Raw genomic sequence first — 22,497 nt, forward strand, 5'->3', positions numbered from 1 at the left:
CGCGGTGTCTTCGGCCGCGGGTGCGTCGTGGTTGCCCGCGCAGTTCCCCGTCCCCTTTGACGTGGGACCAGTGGCCCCACCTTTCTCGGGGGCGCGGGGAACTGCGCGAACAACCCGCACCGGCGGGCGGATATACGACGATGCCGACCCATCCTCCGCGAACCACCCCGAAGTTATCCACAGGGTCTGACGGCTTTCGGCCCTCACCTGTACCGTCTCCACGAGTTGATGTTCGGGCGTGTACGGGGGAGGCGGTCGACGTGACCGGAGTGGAAGAGCCGACGGCGGCCGGCGGCCGCAAGCTGCCCGCGCCGAAGGGCTTTGCGCAGTGGCCTTCGCAGGGCTCCCCCAAGGAGGAGGGCAAGGCGCTGCGTTCGGCGGTGCCGCGCCGCAGCCATGAGGCCCTGGACCTGGACGGCTCCCGTCCCGGCGCGGTCCGCGCGGTCGAGGAGTCCAACCGGGACCGCATCCCGGAGCTGGTCCCGATACGGGTCGGCAGGATGGCGGCGAGCCCGTTCGCGTTCCTGCGCGGCTCGGCCGGCCTGATGGCCCACGACCTGGCCCGCACCCCGATGACCCGGATCGCCACCCAGATCTGCGGCGACGCCCACGCGGCCAACTTCGGCCTGTACGGCGACCCGCGCGGCGACCTCGTCATCGACCTGAACGACTTCGACGAGACGGTGCTCGGCCCCTGGGAGTGGGACCTCAAGCGGCTCGCCGCCTCCCTGGTGCTGGCCGGCCGGGAGGCGGGCGCCGACGAGGACACGTGCCGCAAGGCGGCGGCCGACGCGGCCGGTGCCTACCGCCGCACCATGCGCCTGCTGGCCAAGCTCCCGGTCCTGGACGCGTGGAACGCGATCGCGGACGAGGAGCTGGTCTCCCACTCCGACGCCCACGACATGATCGGCACCCTGCGCCGGGTCTCGGAGAAGGCCCGCGCCAACACCAGCGGCCGGTTCGCGGCCCGCTCCACCGAGCCCACCGAGGACGGCGGCCGCCGCTTCGTGGACACCGTGCCGGTGCTGCGCCGGGTCCCGGACGCGGAGGCGGAGGCGGTCACCGCCGCCCTGGAGCACTACGTGACCACACTCTCCGAGGACCGCCACCCGCTGCTCGCCCGGCACACCCCGCACGACGTCGCCTTCCGGATCGTCGGCACCGGCAGTGTCGGCACCCGCTCCTACGTCGTCCTCCTCCTCGACCACCGCGGCGAGCCCCTGGTCCTCCAGGTCAAGGAGGCCCGCCCGTCCGCGCTCGTCCCCCCGCTCGCGACGGCGGGCTTCGAGACGCCGGCCGTCGACCACGAGGGCCGCCGGGTGGTCCTCGGACAGAAGCGGATGCAGGTGGTCAGCGACATCCTGCTCGGCTGGACCACGGTGGACGGCCGTCCGTTCCAGGTCCGCCAGTTCCGCAACCGCAAGGGCAGCGTCGACCCCGCCGCCCTGTCCCCCGACCAGATCGACGACTACGGCAGGATGACCGGCGCCCTGCTGGCCCGTGCCCACTCGCACGGCGCCGACCCGCGCCTGATCGCCGGCTACTGCGGCAAGAACGAGGAGCTGGACGACGCGATCGCCGCGTTCGCGGTGACCTACGCCGACCGTACGGAGGCCGACCACGAGGAGCTGGTGACCGCGGTGCGGGCGGGCCGGATAGCGGCGGAGCTCGGAGTGTGATCCGCATGATCCACGGCTCGCGGCCGCCGGCATCCCGAGAGGTGCTGACCGCCGGGAGGTGCTGACGTGCCGGGAGGTGCTGATCGCCGGGAAGTGCTCATGTGCCAAGCGGTGCCGATGTGCTGGGAGTGTCCGACGTGCCGAGCGGTGCCGATGTGCCGAGCGGTGCCGATGTGAAGTATGTCGAAATAGGCGAGGGCGCCACAGGCGACGGCACGGCGGCGGTCTCCATACGGCGGCGGTCTCCATCGACCCCGGGCCCTACCTGGCGCGGCTGCCGGAGCTCGTCGGCGGCCTGCCGCAGGGCGCCCGTGCCTTCGCCACCGACCTCACTGGCCTGCCGCCCCGGCACCCTCGTCGTGGCCTGCACCGATCTGGTCGCCGAGTGGGTCCCGGCCACCGAAGGCGACGACAGGCCCTAGGCTGGTCGGGTGACGACCCCGGAAGCTGAGCAGTCCCAGGCACCGCGGCCCGAGGAACGGCTGGAGCAGGCCGTACGGGCTGCCGAGCAGGCGTTGATCGAGTACGAGATCGCGGTCGAGACCTTCCGTGTCGAGGTGGAGAACTTCTCCCGCCTGCACGAGCAGAAGCTCGGACCCCTCTATCTCCGCATCGAGGAACTGGACGCGCGGATCGCCGAGGCCAAGGCGGCCCGCACCGGCGACCCCGAGGACATCCGCGCCGCCGAGGAGGCCCGCGCCCGGGTCCTGCCCATCCCCGGTGTCGAGGAGCTGCTGCACGGCTGGATGGACGGCGACGGCCTGTTCCCGGAGGCCGTCGCGATGCTCACCGAGCAGGAGGTCCGCCCGCCGCAGCGGGTCCGCCCCAGCGAGGAGGCGCGCCGCCTCTATCGCGAGCTGGCCCGCAAGGCACACCCCGACCTGGTGCAGGACGAGGCCGAGCAGGAGCGTCGCGAGGAGTTCCTCAGCCGGGTCAACGCGGCCTACGCCCGCGGTGACGAGGCCCTGCTGCGCGAGCTGGCCGAGGAGTGGGCGGCCGGCCCGGTCCCGCCGGAGCGCAGGCCGAGCCGGGCCGAGGAGCTGTACGCCCGCCTGGAATGGCTCTCCCAGCGCAAGGAACTGCTCGGCCTGGTCGCCAAGGAGCTGGAGAACGGCCCCATCGCCGGCCTGCTCCGGCTGGCGCCCGACGACCCCGACGGCCTCCTCGACGAGATCGCCGAGCGGCTCCGCAAGGACGTGACCGAACGCGAGACGGAACTGGCGGCCCTGCTGACCCAGGAGTAGGGCTCCGCTCCGGTCGGGTAGCGTCGGGGACATGAACTTCGCAGCGCGTGTGCCCACGGTCGAGGTCGCGGACCTCAAGGACGGCGACTTCCTGCTGGACGTCCGCGAGGACGACGAGTGGCAGGCGGGTCACGCCGCCGGTGCCCTGCACATCCCGATCAGCGAGTTCGTGGCCCGCTACGGCGAGCTCACCGAGGCGGCCCCCCAGGACGCCCGCGTCCACGTCATCTGCCGCTCCGGCGGCCGCTCGGCCCAGGTCACCATGTACCTGGTCCAGCAGGGCATCGACGCCGTGAACGTCGACGGCGGCATGCAGGTGTGGCAGGCAGCGGGCCGCGAGGTCGTCACGGACGGGGGCGAACCGGGCTTCGTCGTCTGAGACACCGGAGGAGAACCCCCGCGCCGGAGCATTCCGCGCCGGGGGAGCGCCCCGCCCTGGAACGCCCCGCGCCGGAGCGCCCCGAAAGGGGCGCGGGGGACTGCGCGACCAGCCCCCACCGCCCCGCGGACCACGGACGACGGAACGCCCCCTTCCCCGCCGCCGCTACCCCAGTGGATGCGCGGCGAGCAGATCCCCCAGCGCCTCCTCGTGAACCCCGGCCCCCCCGAGCGTCAGCTCGATCTGCTTCGCCCACGCGTGATACCGGTGCAGCACGTACTCCGTGTCGGCCCCGAACCCCCCGTGCAGGTGCTGCGCGGTCTGCACCACCCGCCGCACGCCCTCGGCCGCCCAGATCTTCGCCACCGCCACGTCCGCGGCCGCCGGCAGCGCCCCGGCCGCCCCCGAGGCGATCCGCCACGCCGCCTGCCACAGCGTCGCCTCCATGGCCCGCAGGTCGATGTACCGGTCGGCGGCCTGCACGGCCACCGCCTGGAACGTGGCGATGGGATGCCCGAACTGCTCCCGCTTGCCGGCGTACTCGCCGGTCATCCGCAGCACCCGCTCACCCACCCCGAGCGCCAGCGCGCACGTCCCGGTCACCAGCAGTTCCCGCAGCCACTCCCAGGCCCCGTCCGCGGTCACCACGTCCCGCGCCGCGACCGGCGCCGAGTCCAGCCGCAGCTCCCCGAGCCGTTCGCCGCTGGTCGACACCTGCTCGGCGACCGTCACCCCGGCCGAGCCTGCGGCCCCCGTGCCGCCCGGCGCCACCAGCGCCAGCACGCTCCGGTCCGCCTCGGTGCGCGCCGGTACGACGACCAGACCCGCGTCGTACGCCCACGGCACCGCCGTCTGCACGCCGTCCAGCACCCACGTCCCGCCGTCCCGCCGGGCGGTCACCGCCAGCTCGGCCGGGTCGTGCCCGGTGCGTCCGCTCGCGGCGACGGTCAGCACCGGCTCGCCCCGCCCGGCCCGTGCCGCCAGCCGGTCCCGCAACTCCGCCGACCCGAACTTCTGCACGGCCGCCAGGGCCGCGCTGTGCTCCAGCAACGGCACCCTGGCCAGCACCTTCGCCGACTCCCGCAGCACCAGGCACAGCGCGATGGCGTCCAGACCGGCGCCGCCGTACTCCTCGCCCAGCAGCAGACTCAGCAGGTCCGCGGCCGCCAGCCGGTCCCACAGCTCCCGGTCGAAGTGCTCGGCCACGGCGCCCGTGGTCAGCGCCGGGCTCGGCACCGCGTCCGGCGCCACCCCGGCGAACACCCCGCGGGCCGCCTCGGCCGCCGCCAACTGCTCCTCGGTGAAGGTGAAGTCCACGGTCCTGTCCTCCCGGCGGGTCGCCGCTGATCTGACGGTCCGTCAACATAGAACAGGTTCTAGAAGAAGGGAACCCAAAATCCCTGCGATCACCAGCTCCTCCCGTCGTAGGCTGACGGCCGCTCTCCGCCCACGGGGGACGGACACGAGGGAGGACACATGGGGATCCGAAGCCTGACCCGCACCGAGGCCGAGCACCGGGCCGCACTGGTCACGGTCGAGCGGTACGACATCGACATCGACCTCACCGCCCTGCCCGACGGACCGGAGATCCGCTGCGTCTCCACGGTCACCTTCAGCTGCTCCGAGCCGGGCGCGGAGACCTTCGTCGACTGCGCGGCCGAGGTCCGCGCCGCCACCCTGAACGGCAGCCCCCTCACCCCCTCCGGCGACGGGCGGATCCCGCTGCCCGGCCTGGCCGCGCACAACGTGCTGCGCGTCGAGAGCGTCCAGGCCGACACCGCCACCGGCGCGGGCGTGCACAAGGCCACCGACCCCGCCGACGGCGAGGTGTACGTGTGGACGAGCTTCGAACCCGACGAGGCCCGGTTCGTCTGGGCCTGCTTCGACCAGCCCGACCTCAAGGCCCCGCACGCCTTCACCGTCACGGCCCCGGCCGCCTGGACCGTCCTCAGCAACTCCGGTGACCCGCGGATCGAGGAGCAGGGCGCGGCCCGCCGCTGGAGCTTCCCTGACACCCCGCCGCTGTCCGTGTACAACACCGTCGTCAACGCCGGCCCCTTCCACGGGATCCGCCGCGAGGCCGACGGCCACGACCTCGGCATCTACGCGCGCCGCTCGCTCGCCGAGGTCCTGGAACGCGACGCCGACGAAATCCTCACCCTCACCCGGCAGGGCCTCGCCTTCTACGCGAAGGCGTTCGCGATGCCCTTCCCGCAGCGCAGGTACGACCAGGTGTTCATGCCCGAGTTCGGCGGCGCGATGGAGAACTACGGCTGCGTGACCTGGTCGGACGCTTTCCTGCGGCGGGCCGAGCCGACACCGGCCGAGCGCGAGCTGCTCGCGGTGGTGCTGCTGCACGAGATGGCCCACATGTGGTTCGGCAACATCGTCACCATGCGCTGGTGGGACGACCTCTGGCTGAACGAGGCCTTCGCCGAGTTCGCCTGTCACTGGGCCGCCGAGGGCGCCACCCGCTACACCGACGCCTGGGCGGGCCACCTGCTCAGCGGCAAGGTCAGGGCGTACCTCTCCGACCAGGGCCCGGTCTCGCACCCGATCCACCAGCCCATCCACGACGTCGCCCAGGCCGCGTCGATCTTCGACAACATCACCTACCCCAAGGGCGCCTCCGTCCTCCTCCAGCTGATGACCTACGTCGGCGAGGACCGCTTCCGCACCGGCATGGCCGCCTACTTCGCCCGGCACGCCTGGGGCACCACCACCCTCCAGGACCTGATCGACGCCCTCGCCGAGGCCGGCGGCCGTGACCTGACCGGCTGGCGCAAGGCCTGGCTGGAGACCGCGGGCACCGACCGCTTCACCCTGGAGCGCGACGGCGACACCGTCACCCTGCTCGCCGACGGCAGCCCGCGCCCCCAGGTCCTCGCGGTCGGCGCGTACGCCCGCAGCGGCGACGCCCTGGAACGCACCGCGCTGGTCCGCGTCGAGGTCACCGAGGCCCGCACCCCGGTCACCGGCCTTCCCACCACGTCCGACCTCCTCCTGGTCAACGACGACGACCTCACCTTCGCCACCACCCGCCCGGACCCCACGGCCCGGGACACCCTCTTCCGCGCGGCGGGCCTGCTGCCCACCGCCATCGCGCGGGGCGTGGCCGCCGCCACCGTCTGGGACATGCTCACGGCCGGCGACGCCACGGCGGCCGAGGCCGGCCACTGCCTCACCGCGGTCCTCGCGGCCGAGACGTCCGACGCCGTGATCGAGCCCTACCTCACCCTCGTCACCAACATCGCCGAGCTCTGGGCGCCGCCCGCCGAACGCCCCGCGCTGACCGAGGGCGTGGCCGCGGCCTGCCGGCGACTCGCCGCCGACCCGGGCCGCCGCCAGGTCGCCCTGCGCGGCCTCGCCCGCACCGCGACCGGCGCCGAGGACCTGGCCTGGCTCCGTGAGCAGGCCGGTGACGACGTCGACCTGCACTGGCGCGCGCTCGTCCGCGAGGCCGAACTCGGCGGCGACGTCACCGCCGAGTCCGAAGCCCTGCTCGAACGCGACACCGACCCCGACGCCTGGATCCGCGCCCTCACCGTCCGGGCCGCCCTCCCCGATCCGGCCGCGAAGGCCGAGGTCTGGCAGCGGCTGGCCGTGGACCGCGAGGTCCCCGTCGCGGCGGTCTCCGCGGTGGCCGCGGCCTTCTGGCGCCCCGGCCAGGACGCCTGGCTCGCCCCCTACGCCGAGCGCTACCTGGCGGTGGTCCCGGACCTGGAGCAGGGCGGCATGATCCCGGCGATGACCTACACCTCCCACCTCTTCCCGCCGCATGCCGTCGACGCCGTGTACATCGACAGGGTCCGCCAGGCCGCCAGGGAGGCCGCCCCGGTCGTCCGCAACACCCTTCTGGAGCGCGCGGACACCGTCCGCCGCATGCTCCGTGCCCGGGTCGCGAACGCCTGACCCCGGCGGGGCGGTCCGGCCGGGGCCCCGCCGGGCCCCGGCCGATCGTTCGGTTCCGGCCAAACCCATGGTCGCCGGGCCCTCGCCGACGATCAACCCCTGTGGAAAACCTCGGCCGCGGCCTGTGGAAAACTTGCGCAGCACGGTCGACGGAAGACTCCGGACGCCGTATGACCTGGGATGATTCCGGGTCGGCGGCTCCGGTGCCTCGGAGCGGAAGGGCCGTCGGCCGTGCCCGGAGTGGTGATGGCCACGCCGTCGGCCTCCTCCCCGGGGCTGCGCCCGGTGGCCGGTGCTGAGTACCGTTCCGTGCGAGTGCCGGGCAGCGGCACACGGCGCGGCGCCGGATCGGGGCCGCCCGGACGGCGCGGTGGAATCGGGGAACGGGGCGGCATGGACGACGCGTACGACGAGGGCGTGGACGCCCGGCACGGGCCGGACGCCCCGAGCGGGACGCGTGCCGAGCCCGAGCCCGTCCCACCGGCGCCTCCGGAGCAGCCGCCCTCCGGCCCATCGCTCCCGCCGGAGTCCGCCGCCGTCCCCCGTACCGGCGTCGCCGCCCTCTCTCCCCGCTACCAGATCGGCGCGGCCCTCGCCCTCGCCCTGGTCGCGGTCACCGCCTGCGTGCACCTCGGGATGGTGTTCCTCAGCGTGGCACCGGTGAACACGGTGACCAAGCAGCACGGCAAGGCGATCGAGGACTGGGTGTACCCGGAGTTCGAGCAGAACTGGAAGCTCTTCGCGCCGAACCCGCTGCAGCAGAACATCTCCGTACAGGTGCGCGCCGACGTGCAGATGCCGGACGGCACCACGACCACCACCGGCTGGAACGACCTGTCCGCACAGGACGGCCGGGCCATCGACGGCAGCCTGGTGCCCAGCCACACCGTGCAGAACGAGCTGCGCCGGGCCTGGGACTTCTTCACCTCCACGCACGGCACCGACAACCGTCCGATAGGCCTGCGCGGCTCCCTGTCCGAGCAGTACCTGCGCCGGATCGTCGTGATGCGCATGTACAAGGGGGACGCCACGAGCGAGAAGGGCACCATCGAGCGCGTGCAGGTACGGTCCAGCACCACCAACGTGACCCCGCCCGACTGGAGCGGCGAGAAGGTCTCCGACACGCCCGTCTACCGGGTGCTGCCCTGGTGGACGGTCACGGCCGACGAAGCCAACGGCGGTGTGCGGTGAACCGTGTCGCCCTGTGCCTGTCCCGCGCCATCGCCCGGGTCACCGAGGCTGCGCTCGGCCCGTACCAGACGGCCGTCGTCCGCATCGGCTTCGCCGCCACCTGGCTGCTGTTCCTGCTGCGCGAGTACCCGCACCGCCAGGAGCTGTACGGCCCCCACGCCACCTGGAGCTTCGACCTCGCCCAGCAGCTGACCGCCGACAACCACGCCTTCACGGCGCTGCTGGCCTCCGACAGCAACGCCTTCTTCGAGGTCTGCTACTTCCTCGCCGTCGTCGCCGGCGCGCTGCTGCTGGTGGGCTGGCGAACCCGGGCCACGTCCCTGTTCTTCATGATCGGCGTGCTGTCCCTGCAGAACCGCAGCGTCTTCGTGGGTGACGGCGGCGACAACGTGCTGCACCTGATGTCCTTCTACCTGGTGTTCACGCGCTGCGGCCAGGTGTGGTCCCTGGACGCGCGCCGGGCGGCCCGTGCGGACGCGGCTCGCGCGCGTGGCGAGCGGGTGGCCTCCGACCCGGTGGGCCCCGTCCTGTGGGCGGTGTCGGGTCTCGTCCTGCTCGCGGCGGCCCTCACCGGCCGTACCGGAGGCGGTTGGCTGGTCCCGGCCGTGCTGTGGGCGACCTGGGTGGGCACCGCCCTGTGGTGGGCGGCCGACCGCCGGGGACGCACGTCCGAGCCCCGCATCCTGTTCGACGTCATCGCCAACATCCTGCACAACGGCGCCGTGTTCGTGATCATGGCCGAGGCCTGCCTGATCTACGCCACCGCCGGCTGGTACAAGATCCAGGGCTCCCGCTGGCAGGACGGCACCGCCGTCTACTACCCGCTCCACCTGGACTACTTCTCGCCCTGGCCGGCCCTCGCCGACCTGCTGTCCGCCAACGGCACGATGGTGATGCTGGTGACCTACGGGACGGTCATCGTGCAGGTCGCCTTCCCGTTCACGCTGTTCAACCGGCGGGTCAAGAACGTGCTGCTGGCCGCGATGATGACCGAGCACGCGGTGATCGCGGTCGTGCTCGGCCTGCCGTTCTTCTCGCTGGCCATGATCGCGGCGGACTCCGTCTTCCTGCCGACGTCCTTCCTGCACCGGGTCGGCGGCTGGGCGGCACGCGCGCGTGAGCGCGTCCTGCGCAGGACCGCCCCGGAGCTGCCCGTGCAACGCTCGCCGGAGCCCGACGAACAGCCCCGCGTAGGCTTCGGGGCATGACCGACCCCCTGGACCACTGGGCGCGGCTGGCCGGCTCGGCCGTCCTCCTCGACGGCTTCCACGCCCTCAAGCACGCGCTGCGCTTCGGCGCGGAGGTGCCGGTGGCGGTCACGGCGGACCGGGGGGCGGCGCTGGCCCTGGCGGGCGAGCTGGCGCCGGACGTACGGGAGGCGCTGGCCGCGCTGCTGACGGAGGTGCCCGCGCAGACGTACGCGTCCCTGGTCCCGCGCCCGCACCCCACGGCCGTGGCCGCCCTGGCGGTACGGTCGTCCCGCGAGGCCAACCTGCGCGAGCTGGCGCGCGTCCCGCGCACGGCCCCCGTGGTGGTCCTCGACGAGCCGCGCAACCTCGGCAACGCGGGTGCGGTGATCCGCCTCGCGGCGGGCTTCGGGGCGACCGGTGTCATCACGACCGGCACCCTCGACCCCTGGCACCCGACGGTCGTCCGCGGCGGCGCGGGCCTCCACTTCGCCACGGCGGTGGAACGCCTGACGGTGCCCGAGCTACCGGAGGGCCCGCTGTACGCGCTCGATCCGGAGGGCGAGGACATCAGGGGGCTGAAGCTCCCCGACGACGCGATCCTCGCCTTCGGCTCCGAGCGGACGGGACTCTCGCCCGGCCTACGCGCCCGAGCCGACCACCTGCTCCGGCTGCCGATGCGCCCTCAGGTGAGCAGCTACAACCTGGCGACGAGCGTGGCGATGACGCTGTACCACTGGAGTGCCGTGTAGGGGGCCGGGCGCAGGCCCCCCGCAGGGGCGCGGGGAACTGCGCGACCGGCCACGACGGCGCCGCACCGGCCACACGGGCCCCGGCCACGACGGCGGGTGCGGCCCGGCTCGGCACCGCCGGTCAACGCCGTCGTGGCGAAGCGCCGTCGCGGCGGCCGAAGAGTGGCGGCGACCGACGAACACCGACGGCCGGGACAGGAACCGATGCCTGCCGGAGCCGTCGGCCGGTCGCGCCCCGAGCCTGTCCTCGACGTCGGCCGGTCGCGCGCGTAGCGCTCGCCCCGCGAGCGGCCGGTCGCGCGTCCCGTGCCGGCCGGGCGGGCCTGCCGCTCGCGTCGTTCGTGTCCGCGCCCCGCGCGCTACGCCTCCCGGCGCACCTCGATCACCCGGAAGCGGTTGGCGACGAAGGCCCCGTCGCACAGTGCGGCGTTCGCCGCCGCGTTGCCGCCGGAGCCGTGGAAGTCGGAGAAGGCGGCGGTCTGGTTGACGTACACCCCACCGACCAGGTTCAGCGACAGCTGGGCCGCCTCCTCCAGGCAGACCTCCTCCACCGCGCGCTCCACGTCGGCGTCGACCGTGTACGCGCCGACGGTCATGGCGCCCTTGTCCCGGATCGTCCGACGCAGCAGTTCGACCGCGTCGTCGGCCGAGTCGACGGCGACGGCGAAGGACACCGGGCCGAAGCACTCGCTCATGTAGGCGGCCTCGTCGTCCGGCTTGGCGCCGTCCAGCTTCACGATCACCGGCGTGCGCACGACCGCGCCCGGGAACTCCGGGTTGGCGATCTCGCGGGAGGCGAGGGCGACCTCGCCGAGCCCGGCGGCGGCCTCCAGGCGGGCCTTGACGTCGGGGTTGACGATGGCACCGAGCAGCGCGTTGGCGCGGGCGTCGTCGCCGAGCAGGCCGTCGACCGCGCGGGCGAGGTCGGCGACCACCTCGTCGTAGGTCTTCGGACCTTCGTCGGTGCGGATGCCGTCGCGGGGGATCAGCAGGTTCTGCGGGGTGGTGCACATCTGGCCGCTGTAGAGGGAGAGCGAGAAGGCCAGGTTGGCGAGCATGCCCTTGTAGTCGCCGGTCGACTCGACCAGGACCGTGTTGACACCGGCCTTCTCGGTGTACACCTGCGCCTGCCGGGCGTTGGCCTCCAGCCAGTCGCCGAAGGCGGTCGAACCGGTGTAGTCGATGATCTTGATTTCGGGGCGCGTCGCGAGTGTCTTGGCGATGCCCTCGCCGGGGTGCTCCGTCGTCAGCGCCACCAGGTTCGGGTCGAAGCCGGCCTCGGTGAGCACCTGGCGGGCGACCTGGACGGTGAGGGCCAGCGGCAGCACCGCGCGCGGGTGCGGCTTCACGAGGACCGCGTTGCCGGTGGCGAGGGAGGCGAACAGGCCCGGGTAGCCGTTCCACGTCGGGAACGTGTTGCAGCCGATGACCAGCGCGATGCCGCGCGGGACCGGCGTGAACGCCTTCGTCAGCGCGAGCGGGTCGCGCTTGCCCTGCGGCTTGGTCCACTCTGCCGTGTCGGGGGTGCGGACCTGCTCCGCGTAGGCGTAGGCCACCGCCTCCAGGCCGCGGTCCTGGGCGTGCGGGCCGCCCGCCTGGAACGCCATCATGAACGCCTGGCCGCTGGTGTGCATGACCGCGTGCGCGAACTCGTGCGTCCGGTCGCTGATCCGCTTGAGGATCTCCAGGCACACCACCGCGCGCACCTCCGCGCCCGCGTCGCGCCACGCGCGCTGCCCCGCCCGCATCGCCGGCAGCAGTGTGTCGACGTCGGCATGCGGGTAGGTCACGCCCAGCTCGATGCCGTACGGGGAGACCTCGCCGCCGGTCCAGTCGTCGGTGCCGGGCTGCCCGAGGTCGACGCGGGTGCCGAGGAGGGCGTCGAAGGCGGCCTTGCCCGCCGCCGCGTCCAGGCTGCCGTGCTCGCCGTAGGCCTTGGGGTGCTCGGGGTGGGGGGACCAGTACGCGCGCGTGCGGATCGCCTCCAGCGCCTGGTCAAGCGTGGGCCGGTGGGTGGCGATCAGCTCGTGCACGGTGAGTTCGGCGGTCATGCGGGACCAACTCCTCGTCTGATGAGCTCCCCTTGAAGCTCATGACCTGGGCGGAAACGGCCGGACAGAGTTAGAGTAACCGAACGATCGGTCGGGACAAGGGGGCCTGCCGCATCTGTGGAAAACCCCGTGCGGGAGGATCGCGGACATGACAGCACTCGACCTCAGCAGCACCGTGGGAGTCGTCGGCACCGGCACCATGGGCCAGGGCATCGCCCAGGTCGCACTCGTCGCGGGCCATCCCGTCCGGCTGTACGACACCGTGCCCGGTCGAGCCGGGGAGGCGGCCGCGGCGATCGTCGCCCGCCTCGACCGGCTCGTCGCGAAGGACCGGATGACGGCCGCCGCCCGGGACGCCGCCCGCGCCCGGCTGCTGCCCGCCGACGAGCTCGCCGAGTTCGCCGACTGCACGCTGGTCGTGGAGGCCGTGCTGGAGCGGCTGGAGGCCAAGCAGGACCTGTTCCGGGCGCTCGAGGGCATCGTCGGCGAGGACTGTCTGCTCGCCACCAACACCTCCTCTCTGTCGGTGACGGCCATCGGCGGCGCCCTGCGCAACGCCTCCCGCCTGGTCGGCCTGCACTTCTTCAACCCGGCCCCGCTGCTGCCGCTGGTGGAGGTCGTCTCCGGTTTCGCCACCGACGTCACGTCGGCCACGCGCGCGTACGAGACCGCCCGCTCCTGGGGCAAGACGCCGGTGGCCTGCGCGGACACCCCCGGCTTCATCGTCAACCGCATCGCGCGGCCCTTCTACGCCGAGGCGTTCGCGGTCTACGAGGCGCAGGCCGCCGACGCGGCGACCATCGACGCGGTGCTGCGCGAGAGCGGCGGCTTCCGGATGGGCGCCTTCGAACTGACCGACCTGATCGGCCAGGACGTCAACGAATCCGTCACGCACTCCGTGTGGCAGGCGTTCTTCCAGGACGTCCGCTTCACGCCCTCCCTGGCCCAGCGCCGGCTGGTCGAGTCCGGCAGGCTCGGCCGCAAGACCGGACACGGCTGGTACGACTACGCGGACGACGCCGAGGCCGCCGAACCGCACACCGCCGAGCCCGCCGACCGGCCCGCCTACGTCGTCGCCGAGGGCAGCCTGGGCCCGGCGGCCGAGCTGCTCGGGATGATCCGCGAGGCCGGCATCCAGGTCCGCGAGGAGGACGAGGACCACGGCACCCGCCTGGTCCTGCCCAGCGGTGGCCAGCTGGTCCTCGCCGACGGCCAGACCTCGGTGGAGTTCCGGGACGTCGTCTACTTCGACCTCGCCCTCGACTACCGCCGCGCCACCCGCATCGCCCTGTCCGCCGGCCACGACACCCTGCCGCAGACCCTCGGCGAGGCGATCGGCCTCTTCCAGGCGCTCGGCAAGAAGGTCAGCGTCATCGGTGACGTGCCCGGGATGATCGTCGCCCGCACGGTCGCCCGGATCGTCGACCTCGCGCACGACGCCGTCGCCAAGGGCGTCGCCACCGAGGAGGACGTCGACACCGCGATGCGCCTGGGCGTCAACTACCCGCTCGGCCCGTTCGAGTGGAGCCGCCGCCTCGGCCGCGACTTCGCCTACGACCTCCTCGACGACCTCCACCTGCGTGATCCGAGCGGCCGCTACGCGCCCTCCCTCGCGCTCTACCGGCACGCCTACGCCACCGAGAAGCGGGAGGGCGCCTCATGACCACCGCCAAGCGCGACACCTACACCCCCGAGACCCTGCTCTCGGTGGCCGTCCAGGTCTTCAACGAACGCGGCTACGACGGCACCTCCATGGAGCACCTCTCCAAGGCGGCCGGCATCTCCAAGTCGTCGATCTACCACCACGTCGCCGGCAAGGAGGAGCTGCTGCGCCGCGCGGTCAGCCGGGCCCTGGACGGCCTGTTCGCGATCCTCGACGAGGAGCACGCGCGCGTGGGCTCCGCCGCCGACCGCCTGGAGCACGTCGTGCGGCGCATGGTCGAGGTGCTGATCACCGAACTGCCCTACGTGACGCTGCTGCTGCGGGTGCGCGGCAACACCGACACCGAGCGGTGGGCGCTGGAGCGGCGCCGGGACTTCGACCACCGGGTGGCCGACCTGCTGAAGGCGGCCGCGGCCGAGGGCGACATACGCGGTGACGTCGAGGTGCGCCTCGCGACCCGGCTGGTCTTCGGCATGGTCAACTCGATCGTGGAGTGGTACCGCCCGGACAGCCGCGGCGCCAGCGAGCGCGAGGTCTCCGACGCGGTCGTCCGGCTGGTCTTCTCCGGCCTGCGCGCGCACTGAGCCGGCCGTCCCCGGCAGCTGTCCTCGGTAGCTGTCCTCGGCCGCCGTCCCCGGCAGCCGTCCTCAGCGGTCCTCCGGCTCCAGGTCCTCCTCCTCGAACACCAGCAGGGTGCGGGTGCTGAGCACTTCGGGGATGGCCTGGAGGCGGGTCAGCACCAGCTCGCGCAGCGCCCGGTTGTCGGGCGTGTGCACCAGGAGCAGGACGTCGAAGTCCCCGCCCACCAGGGCGATGTGGGAGGCGCCGGGCAGCTGCCGCAGCTGCTCGCGCACGGTCCGCCAACTGTTCTGGACGATCTTCAGCGTGATGTACGCCGAGGTTCCCTGACCGGCCCGTTCATGGTCCACCCGGGCGCCGAAACCGCGGATCACCCCGTCCTCGACGAGCCGGTTGATACGCGCGTAGGCGTTGGCGCGCGAGACATGGACGCGTTCGGCGACCGACCGTATCGACGCCCTGCCGTCCGCCTGCAGGATCTGCAGGATGTCCTGGTCGATGGCGTCCAGCGGGCGCGCGGGCGGCAGCGCCGCCTGGTCCTGCGGGCCCTCGGCCATTTGTTCAGGTGCCATGTCCCCCCGCCTCCCTACCATGGACGTACTGCGTTCATTCCAGGTTGTGGAGAACCGTTTGTCCACAGCCTGGAGGTGCCTGTAGCCAAAATGTGCCGACGACCGAACAATCGGTAGGTGGGACGGGTCATAGGCGACCCGTCTCCCGTAGCCACCCCCACAAGGAGGTGCCGTCATGACGGTCATGGAGCAGCGCGGCGCGTATCGCCCGTCGCCGCCGCCCGCCTGGCAGCCCCGGACGGACCCCGCGCCGCTGCTGCCCGACGAGCGCCCGTACCGCGTCCTCGGAACGGAGGCGGCCGCCAAGGCCGACCCGGAGCTGCTGCGCCGGCTGTACACCCAGCTCGTCCGCGGCCGCAGGTACAACGCCCAGGCGACCGCCCTCACCAAACAGGGCCGTCTCGCCGTCTACCCCTCCAGCACGGGCCAGGAGGCCTGCGAGGTCGCCGCCGCGCTCGCCCTCGAAGACCGCGACTGGCTCTTCCCCAGCTACCGCGACACCCTCGCGGTGGTCGCCCGCGGCGTGGACCCCGTCGAGGCGCTCACCCTGCTCCGCGGCGACTGGCACACCGGTTACGACCCCTACGCCCACCGCGTGGCCCCCCTCTCCACCCCCCTCGCCACCCAGCTCCCGCACGCCGTCGGCCTCGCCCACGCGGCCCGCCTCAAGGGCGACGACGTGGTCGCGCTCGCCATGGTCGGCGACGGCGGCACCAGCGAGGGCGACTTCCACGAGGCGCTGAACTTCGCCGCCGTCTGGCAGGCCCCGGTCGTCTTCCTGGTCCAGAACAACGGCTTCGCCATCTCCGTCCCGCTCGCCAAGCAGACCGCCGCGCCCTCCCTGGCCCACAAGGCCGTCGGATACGGCATGCCGGGCCGCCTGGTCGACGGCAACGACGCGGCCGCCGTCCACGAGGTCCTCGCCGACGCCGTGCGGCACGCGCGCGAGGGCGGCGGCCCCACCCTGGTGGAGGCGATCACCTATCGGATCGACGCCCACACCAACGCGGACGACGCCACCCGCTACCGCGGCGACACCGAGGTCGACGCCTGGCGCGACCACGACCCGATCCTCCTCCTGGAGCGCGAGCTGACCGACCGCGGACTGCTCGACGAGGACTTCGCCGGCCGCACCCGTGAGGACGCCGAGACCATGGCCGCCGACCTGCGCGAGCGCATGAACCGCGACCCCGGACTCGACCCCATGCACCTCTTCGACCAGGTGTACGCGGAGACCACCACACAACTGCGCGAACAGCGCGCCCTGCTCCGCGCCGAGCTGGACGCCGAGCAGCAGGACCAGGAAGGCGGGCCGCGATGACGACCGTCGCCGTCAAGCCCGCCACCATGGCGCAGGCGCTCACCCGCGCGCTGCGGGACGCCATGGCCGCCGACCCCGCCGTGCACGTCATGGGCGAGGACGTCGGCACCCTCGGCGGGGTCTTCCGGGTCACCGACGGCCTCGCCAAGGAGTTCGGCGAGGCCCGCTGCACCGACACCCCCCTCGCGGAGGCCGGCATCCTCGGCGCCGCCGTCGGCATGGCCATGTACGGGCTGCGCCCGGTCGTGGAGATGCAGTTCGACGCCTTCGCCTACCCCGCCTTCGAGCAACTCATCAGCCACGTCTCGCGGATGCGCAACCGCACCCGCGGCCGGATGCCCCTCCCGATCACCGTCCGGATCCCCTACGGCGGCGGCATCGGCGGCGTCGAGCACCACAGCGACTCCTCCGAGGCCTACTACATGGCCACCCCCGGCCTGCACGTCGTCACCCCCGCCACCGTCGCCGACGCCTACGGCCTGCTGCGCCGGTCCATCGCCTCCGACGACCCGGTCGTCTTCCTCGAACCCAAGCGCCTGTACTGGTCCAAGGACGCCTGGAACCCCGAGCACCCGACGGACGTTGAACCCATCGGCCGCGCGGTGGTGCGCCGAACCGGGCGCAGCGCCACGCTCATCACCTACGGCCCGTCCGTACCGGTCTGCCTCGAAGCCGCCGAGGCCGCCCGGGCGGAGGGCTGGGACCTGGAAGTCGTCGACCTGCGCTCCCTGGTGCCGTTCGACGACGAGACGGTCTGCGCCTCCGTACGGCGCACCGGGCGAGCGGTCGTCGTACACGAGTCGGGCGGGTTCGGCGGCCCGGGAGGGGAGATCGCGGCACGCGTGACCGAGCGCTGCTTCCACCACCTGGAGGCGCCGGTGCTGCGCGTGGCCGGGTTCGACATTCCCTACCCGCCGCCGATGCTGGAGCGTCACCACCTGCCCGGCGTGGACCGCATCCTGGACGCGGTGGCGCGTCTGCAGTGGGAGGCCGAGGGCTGATGGCACAGGTGCTGGAGTTCAAACTGCCCGACCTCGGGGAGGGGCTCACCGAGGCGGTGATCGTGACCTGGCTGGTCCAGGTCGGCGAGGTCGTCGCGATCGACCAGCCGGTCGTCGAGGTCGAGACGGCCAAGGCGATGGTCGAGGTCCCCTGCCCCTACGGCGGTGTGGTCACCGCCCGCTTCGGCGAAGAGGGCACCGAACTGCCCGTCGGCGCCCCGCTCCTGACGGTCGCCGTCGGCGAGGCGACCACCGTCCCCGAGGCCGAGGGCTCGGGCAACGTGCTGGTGGGATACGGCACGGGGACGCCTCCGGCGCGCCGCCGCAGGGTCCGCAACACCGCCCCGGAGCGGGCCAACGGCTCGGCCGACCGGGGCAGCACCCGGGAACCGGCGCCCCACACCGCCCTCGCCGAAGCGGAAAAGGCCCCCCACGCCCAGGTGCCCGCGTCGCCCACGTCGCCCACTCTGCTCACCGAGGGCCCCGTCCCGGTGATCTCCCCCCTGGTCCGCCGCCTCGCCCGGGACAACGACCTGGACCTGCGCGGGCTGTCCGGCTCGGGCCCCGACGGCCTGATCCTGCGCGCCGACGTGGAGGACGCCCTGCGGGTCGGCGCGGCCCGCGCCGCCGCCCCCACCCTCGCCCCCAGGACCCCGGCCCCCACCTCCAACGGCCTCTCCGGTACCCGTGTCCCGCTCAAGGGCATCCGGGGCGCGGTCGCCGACAAGCTGTCCCGCAGCCGCCGGGAGATCCCCGACGCGACCTGCTGGGTGGACGCCGACGCGACCGAGCTGATGCGCGCCCGCACCGCGATGAACGCGGCGGCGGGCCCGAGGATCTCTCTCCTCGCGCTCCTCGCCCGGATCTGCACCGCGGCCCTGGCCCGCCACCCCGAACTGAACTCCTACGTCGACGCCGAGGCCCGCGAGATCGTCCAACTCGACCACGTCCACCTTGGCTTCGCCGCCCAGACCGAACGCGGTCTCGTCGTCCCCGTGGTCCGCGACGCCCACGCCCGCGACGCCGAGTCACTGACCGCGGAGTTCGCCCGCCTGACCGAGTCGGCCCACGCCGGCACGCTCACCCCCACGGACCTCACGGGCGGCACCTTCACGCTCAACAACTACGGAGTCTTCGGCGTCGACGGCTCCACCCCGATCATCAACCACCCCGAGGCGGCCATGCTCGGCGTGGGCCGCATCACCCCGAAGCCCTGGGTCCACGAGGGCGAGCTGGCGGTCCGCCAGGTCGTGCAGCTGTCCCTGACCTTCGACCACAGGGTCTGCGACGGCGGCACGGCAGGAGGCTTCCTGCGGTACGTGGCCGACTGCGTGGAACAGCCGACGGTACTCCTGAGGACGCTCTGAGCGCCCCCGCCTGACGGGGCGCCGGGGGGTACCCCCGCCCCTCAGGCGCACGCCACCACACCCTCCACATCCCACGCCTCCCACCGGTTCCCCGTGATCGGAACGCCCCCCATACTCGAAAGGTGACCGCCACCGACCGACCCCCCTACGACGCGATCGTGCTGGCCGGCGGCGCCGCAAGGCGCCTCGGCGGAACCGACAAGCCCTCCGTCCGGGTGGGCGGCCGCACCCTCCTCGACCGCGTCCTCGCCGCCTGCGCCGGCGCGCTGCAGACCGTCGTCGTGGCGGCCCCCCGTCCCACCTCCCGCCCGGTCCGCTGGACCCGCGAGGACCCCCCGGGCGGCGGCCCGGTCGCCGCCCTCGACGCCGGCCTGCGTCACACCACCGCCGACCTCGCGGTCGTACTCTCCGCGGACCTCCCGTTCCTCGAAGAGGCGACCGTGGACCGCCTGTTGGCGACCCTGCACACGACCGCCGCGGACGGCGCCCTGCTCACCGACGCCGACGGCCGGGACCAGCCCCTCGTCGCGGCCTACCGCACCGGCGCACTCCGCCACGCCCTCTCGGCCCTGGCCGGAGACAGCGGCACCGGCCTCACCGGCCTCCCCCTGCGGCGCCTGACCGCCGCACTGAACCTCACCCGCGTCCCGGACCCGCCCGCGTCCTTCGACTGCGACACCTGGGACGACATCGCCGACGCCAGGGCACGCATCAGGGAGCATGGGCACGTGTTGGATGAATGGATCTCCGCAGTCAAGGACGAACTGGGCATCGACCTGGACGTCGACATCCGCCTGCTGCTCGACCTGGCCAGGGACGCCGCGCACGGCGTGGACCGCCCCGCCGCCCCGCTGACCACCTTCCTCGTCGGCTACGCGGCCGCGCAGGGCAAGGGCGGCCCCGAGGCGGTCGCCGAGGCGGCCCACAAGGCCGCCGCGCTGGCCCTCCGCTGGGCGCAGGAGGCCGATGCCGCCACCGACGGACAGGGCCCCGGCAACCCAGGCCCCGGACCCGGCCGGTGACCGCCCCCGGCACCCGGTCCGGCACCCCCGCCGCCGCGCACACCGACGACGATCTCGACGTCGAGGAGGCACTCGCCCTCGTGAGAGAGCCCCGAGAGCCCCGAGAGCCCCGAGAGCCCCGCGGCGCCAGGGAGCCCCGCCCGGACGCGCCCGCGACACCCACCCCGCACGGCGAGCACGCGCACGGCGGTCACTCGGCCCGTCGCCACCGCGCCACCCCCTGGCCCCTGGCCCGCGAGACCGCCGCCCGCGCCGCCCGGTCCGTGGCCCGGTCCGGAGCCCGCCGCGCCCCCGTCTCGGTTCCGCTGGCGGACGCCCTCGGCCTCACCCTCTCCGCCCCGCTGGACGCGCTCACCGACCTGCCCTCCTTCGACACCTCCGCGATGGACGGGTGGGCGGTCGCCGGCCCCGGGCCCTGGGACGTCCGAGAGGAAGGCGTACTGGCCGGGCACGCGCAGCCCGAACCACTCACCGACGGCGAGGCGGTCCGTATCGCCACCGGCGCCCGGATCCCGGGGGACACCACCGCGGTGCTGCGCAGCGAGCACGGCCGTCTCGACGCCCAGGGCCGGCTGCACCCCACCCGCGAGGTGGTGCACGGTCAGGACATCCGCCCGCGCGGCCAGGAGTGCCGCAGCGGCGACCAGTTGCTGCCCGTCGGCACCCTGGTCACCCCGGCCGTTCTCGGCCTGGCCGCGGCCGCCGGATACGACACCGTCACCGTCGTCCCCCGTCCCCGGGTCGAAGTCCTGGTCCTGGGCGACGAGTTGCTGACCGAAGGACTCCCGCGCGACGGACTGATCCGGGACGCGCTCGGCCCGATGCTCCCGCCCTGGCTGCGCGCGCTCGGCGCCGAGGTCACCACCGTCCGCCGGCTCGGCGACGACGCCAGGGCCCTGCACAAGGCGATCACCTCGTCGACGGCCGATCTCGTGATCACGACGGGCGGCACCGCGTCCGGCCCGGTCGACCACATCCACCCCACCCTGGAACGCATCGGCGCCGAACTCCTCGTCGACGGCGTCAAGGTGCGCCCGGGCCACCCCATGCTGCTGGCCCGCACCAAGGAGAACCAGCACCTCGTCGGCCTCCCCGGCAACCCCCTGGCGGCCGTCTCCGGCCTGCTCACCCTCGCCGAACCCCTGCTGCGCACCCTCGCCGCCCACCCGGCCCCGGAGCCGTACACCGTGCCCCTGGCGGAGGCGACGCACGGGCACCCGTACGACACCCGGCTCATCCCGGTCGTCCTGCGGGGTGACACCGCGGTCCCGTTGCACTACAACGGCCCGGCCATGCTCCGCGGCATCGCCGCCGCCGACGCGCTCGCGGTCGTGGCGCCGGGCGGAGCACCGCAGGGCGCGGAGACGGAACTTCTCGACCTGCCGTGGGCGGCCGCGGGCATCGGAGTCTGTTTCACGTGAAACTTCCCGGCCATGACGCCATCGCCCGCCAGGCGGACGAACACCTGGTGACCCATCGGGTGAAACTCCCGACGAAGGTGGTGGAGCGACCGATCCGCCAGGTCGCCAAGCGGCTCTCCATGGCCCTGCTGGTGCTGGTCGCCACCGCGCTGATCGTCTACGCCGACCGCGACGGCTACACCGACAACTCCGACCGCTCGGTCGACCTCCTAGACGCCTTCTACTACGCGACCGTCACCCTCTCCACCACGGGCTACGGCGACATCACCCCGGTCAGCGACAGTGCGCGGCTCACCAACATCTTCGTCATCACGCCCCTGCGGGTGCTGTTCCTGATCATCCTGGTCGGCACCACGCTCGAAGTCCTCACCGAGCGCACCCGGGAGGAATGGCGCCTGAACCGCTGGAGGTCGACCTTGCGGGACCACACCGTCGTCGTCGGGTTCGGGACGAAGGGACGGTCGGCCATCCAGACCGTCTGTGTGACCGGGCTGAAGAAGGAGCAGGTGGTGGTGGTCGACCCGAGCTCCAGGGTGATCGAGGCGGCCACCGCCGACGGCTACGCGGGGGTGGTGGGCGACGCGACCCGCAGCGAGGTCCTGAAGCGGGCCGAGGTGCAGCGGGCACGGCAGATCATCATCGCGACCCAGCGTGACGACACCGCCGTGCTGGTGGCCCTGACGGCCCGCCAGCTCAACAAGTCCGCGAAGATCGTGGCCGCGGTCCGCGAGGAGGAGAACGCGCCGCTGCTCAAGCAGTCCGGTGCCGACGCCGTCATCACCAGCGCCAGCGCGGCCGGGCGGCTGCTCGGCTTGTCCGTGCTCAGTCCGGCCGCCGGCATGGTCATGGAGGACCTCATCCAGCAGGGCAGCGGCCTGGACCTCGTGGAACGCCCCGCGGTCAAGGCCGAGGTCGGCAAGACACCGCGGGAGACGGCCGACCTGGTGGTGAGCGTCGTACGCGGACACCGGGTGCTCGGGTACGACGATCCGGCCGTCGGCACCATCCAGGCGACGGACCGGCTGATCACCATCGTGCGGGCCTCGCCGGCCAGCCGGGTCGCCCCGGACGTACGACCGCTGCCCCGCGCCTGACCGGGCGAGTCGCCGGTGACGTCACCAGCGGGGGCCGGACGGGCGGGGAGTAGCGTCGGCCG

Annotated in this window: 18 protein-coding genes; 15 read left to right on the forward strand and 3 right to left on the reverse strand. The window is 73.4% G+C overall.

The window, feature by feature from the left end; genetic code table 11:
* Positions 1–260 precede the first annotated feature (260 nt).
* The 3 genes from AB0472_RS06375 (at position 261) to AB0472_RS06385 (ending at position 3,302) form a co-directional block, all read left to right on the forward strand.
* Positions 261–1,679 (forward strand): DUF2252 domain-containing protein, encoded by a 1,419-nt coding sequence (locus AB0472_RS06375; protein WP_366353864.1) that lies wholly within the window; start codon positions 261–263, stop codon positions 1,677–1,679.
* Between the two features lie 431 nt (positions 1,680–2,110).
* Entirely contained in the window at positions 2,111–2,923 is an 813-nt protein-coding gene (locus tag AB0472_RS06380; protein WP_366353866.1) for a hypothetical protein, read from the forward strand.
* Positions 2,924–2,972: 49 nt separating this feature from the next.
* Complete coding sequence (locus AB0472_RS06385) at positions 2,973–3,302, forward strand: rhodanese-like domain-containing protein (protein WP_351486505.1); 330 nt, start codon at positions 2,973–2,975, stop codon at positions 3,300–3,302.
* Positions 3,303–3,467: 165 nt separating this feature from the next.
* On the opposite strand, the gene AB0472_RS06390 is transcribed toward AB0472_RS06385, so the two are convergent.
* The gene (locus AB0472_RS06390) at positions 3,468–4,619 is read right to left on the reverse strand and encodes an acyl-CoA dehydrogenase family protein (RefSeq protein WP_366353867.1); all 1,152 of its coding nucleotides are present in this window, start codon (positions 4,617–4,619) and stop codon (positions 3,468–3,470) included.
* A gap of 159 nt (positions 4,620–4,778) precedes the next feature.
* Between AB0472_RS06390 and pepN the strand changes: the two genes are divergently transcribed.
* The 4 genes from pepN to AB0472_RS06410 all read left to right on the forward strand — a co-directional run bounded on the left by pepN (position 4,779) and on the right by AB0472_RS06410 (position 10,344).
* Positions 4,779–7,214, forward strand: coding sequence for an aminopeptidase N (gene pepN, locus AB0472_RS06395; RefSeq protein ID WP_366353868.1), 2,436 nt, complete (start codon positions 4,779–4,781; stop codon positions 7,212–7,214).
* A 393-nt stretch (positions 7,215–7,607) separates the two neighbouring features.
* The gene (locus AB0472_RS06400) at positions 7,608–8,405 is read left to right on the forward strand and encodes a DUF5819 family protein (protein WP_366353870.1); all 798 of its coding nucleotides are present in this window, start codon (positions 7,608–7,610) and stop codon (positions 8,403–8,405) included.
* Entirely contained in the window at positions 8,402–9,613 is a 1,212-nt protein-coding gene (locus AB0472_RS06405; protein WP_366353872.1) for an HTTM domain-containing protein, read from the forward strand. Before AB0472_RS06400 ends, AB0472_RS06405 begins: the two co-directional genes overlap by 4 nt.
* Positions 9,610–10,344 (forward strand): TrmH family RNA methyltransferase, encoded by a 735-nt coding sequence (locus tag AB0472_RS06410; RefSeq protein WP_366353874.1) that lies wholly within the window; start codon positions 9,610–9,612, stop codon positions 10,342–10,344. The genes AB0472_RS06405 and AB0472_RS06410 overlap by 4 nt, the downstream gene beginning before the upstream one ends.
* A gap of 359 nt (positions 10,345–10,703) precedes the next feature.
* Here the strand turns inward: AB0472_RS06410 and paaN are convergent, their stop codons facing one another.
* Positions 10,704–12,395 carry a phenylacetic acid degradation protein PaaN gene (gene paaN, locus AB0472_RS06415; protein WP_366353876.1) on the reverse strand — a complete coding sequence of 564 codons (1,692 nt, stop codon included), beginning with the start codon at positions 12,393–12,395 and terminating at the stop codon, positions 10,704–10,706.
* Positions 12,396–12,543: 148 nt separating this feature from the next.
* On the opposite strand from paaN, the gene AB0472_RS06420 reads away from it, so the two are divergent.
* Positions 12,544–14,058: a 3-hydroxyacyl-CoA dehydrogenase gene (locus AB0472_RS06420; RefSeq protein ID WP_366353878.1), complete on the forward strand. Its 1,515-nt coding sequence runs from the start codon at positions 12,544–12,546 to the stop codon at positions 14,056–14,058.
* Positions 14,055–14,642 (forward strand): TetR/AcrR family transcriptional regulator, encoded by a 588-nt coding sequence (locus AB0472_RS06425; RefSeq protein ID WP_366353879.1) that lies wholly within the window; start codon positions 14,055–14,057, stop codon positions 14,640–14,642. Before AB0472_RS06420 ends, AB0472_RS06425 begins: the two co-directional genes overlap by 4 nt.
* A gap of 63 nt (positions 14,643–14,705) precedes the next feature.
* On the opposite strand, the gene AB0472_RS06430 is transcribed toward AB0472_RS06425, so the two are convergent.
* The gene (locus AB0472_RS06430) at positions 14,706–15,194 is read right to left on the reverse strand and encodes an Lrp/AsnC family transcriptional regulator (RefSeq protein WP_366354072.1); all 489 of its coding nucleotides are present in this window, start codon (positions 15,192–15,194) and stop codon (positions 14,706–14,708) included.
* Positions 15,195–15,384: 190 nt separating this feature from the next.
* Here AB0472_RS06430 and pdhA point away from each other — a divergent pair, with 190 nt between their 5' ends.
* The 6 genes from pdhA (at position 15,385) to AB0472_RS06460 (ending at position 22,435) form a co-directional block, all read left to right on the forward strand.
* Positions 15,385–16,530: a pyruvate dehydrogenase (acetyl-transferring) E1 component subunit alpha gene (gene pdhA / locus AB0472_RS06435; RefSeq protein ID WP_366353880.1), complete on the forward strand. Its 1,146-nt coding sequence runs from the start codon at positions 15,385–15,387 to the stop codon at positions 16,528–16,530.
* Positions 16,527–17,531, forward strand: coding sequence for an alpha-ketoacid dehydrogenase subunit beta (locus AB0472_RS06440; RefSeq protein ID WP_366353882.1), 1,005 nt, complete (start codon positions 16,527–16,529; stop codon positions 17,529–17,531). Before pdhA ends, AB0472_RS06440 begins: the two co-directional genes overlap by 4 nt.
* Positions 17,531–18,898 (forward strand): dihydrolipoamide acetyltransferase family protein, encoded by a 1,368-nt coding sequence (locus AB0472_RS06445; protein ID WP_366353883.1) that lies wholly within the window; start codon positions 17,531–17,533, stop codon positions 18,896–18,898. The genes AB0472_RS06440 and AB0472_RS06445 overlap by 1 nt, the downstream gene beginning before the upstream one ends.
* A 122-nt stretch (positions 18,899–19,020) precedes the next feature.
* A complete protein-coding gene (locus AB0472_RS06450) occupies positions 19,021–19,920 on the forward strand; it encodes an NTP transferase domain-containing protein (protein WP_366353884.1) in 900 nt (299 codons plus the stop codon).
* Positions 19,917–21,341 (forward strand): molybdopterin molybdotransferase MoeA, encoded by a 1,425-nt coding sequence (locus AB0472_RS06455; RefSeq protein WP_366353886.1) that lies wholly within the window; start codon positions 19,917–19,919, stop codon positions 21,339–21,341. Before AB0472_RS06450 ends, AB0472_RS06455 begins: the two co-directional genes overlap by 4 nt.
* Entirely contained in the window at positions 21,338–22,435 is a 1,098-nt protein-coding gene (locus AB0472_RS06460; RefSeq protein WP_366353887.1) for an NAD-binding protein, read from the forward strand. The genes AB0472_RS06455 and AB0472_RS06460 overlap by 4 nt, the downstream gene beginning before the upstream one ends.
* The last annotated feature ends 62 nt before the right edge of the window (positions 22,436–22,497 follow it).

Origin of the sequence: Streptomyces sp. NPDC086777, assembly GCF_040702065.1 — a bacterium.
Classification (GTDB): domain Bacteria; phylum Actinomycetota; class Actinomycetes; order Streptomycetales; family Streptomycetaceae; genus Streptomyces.

Excerpts from the sequence above, each read along its gene's own strand:
- pepN (WP_366353868.1), top strand. The coding sequence starts at position 4,779 with ATGGGGATCCGAAGCCTGACCCGCACCGAGGCCGAGCACCGGGCCGCA.
- AB0472_RS06400 (WP_366353870.1), top strand. The coding sequence starts at position 7,608 with ATGGACGACGCGTACGACGAGGGCGTGGACGCCCGGCACGGGCCGGAC.
- AB0472_RS06410 (WP_366353874.1), top strand. The coding sequence starts at position 9,610 with ATGACCGACCCCCTGGACCACTGGGCGCGGCTGGCCGGCTCGGCCGTC.
- paaN (WP_366353876.1), bottom strand. The coding sequence starts at position 12,395 with ATGACCGCCGAACTCACCGTGCACGAGCTGATCGCCACCCACCGGCCC.
- AB0472_RS06420 (WP_366353878.1), top strand. The coding sequence starts at position 12,544 with ATGACAGCACTCGACCTCAGCAGCACCGTGGGAGTCGTCGGCACCGGC.
- AB0472_RS06425 (WP_366353879.1), top strand. The coding sequence starts at position 14,055 with ATGACCACCGCCAAGCGCGACACCTACACCCCCGAGACCCTGCTCTCG.
- AB0472_RS06430 (WP_366354072.1), bottom strand. The coding sequence starts at position 15,194 with ATGGCCGAGGGCCCGCAGGACCAGGCGGCGCTGCCGCCCGCGCGCCCG.
- pdhA (WP_366353880.1), top strand. The coding sequence starts at position 15,385 with ATGACGGTCATGGAGCAGCGCGGCGCGTATCGCCCGTCGCCGCCGCCC.
- AB0472_RS06440 (WP_366353882.1), top strand. The coding sequence starts at position 16,527 with ATGACGACCGTCGCCGTCAAGCCCGCCACCATGGCGCAGGCGCTCACC.
- AB0472_RS06445 (WP_366353883.1), top strand. The coding sequence starts at position 17,531 with ATGGCACAGGTGCTGGAGTTCAAACTGCCCGACCTCGGGGAGGGGCTC.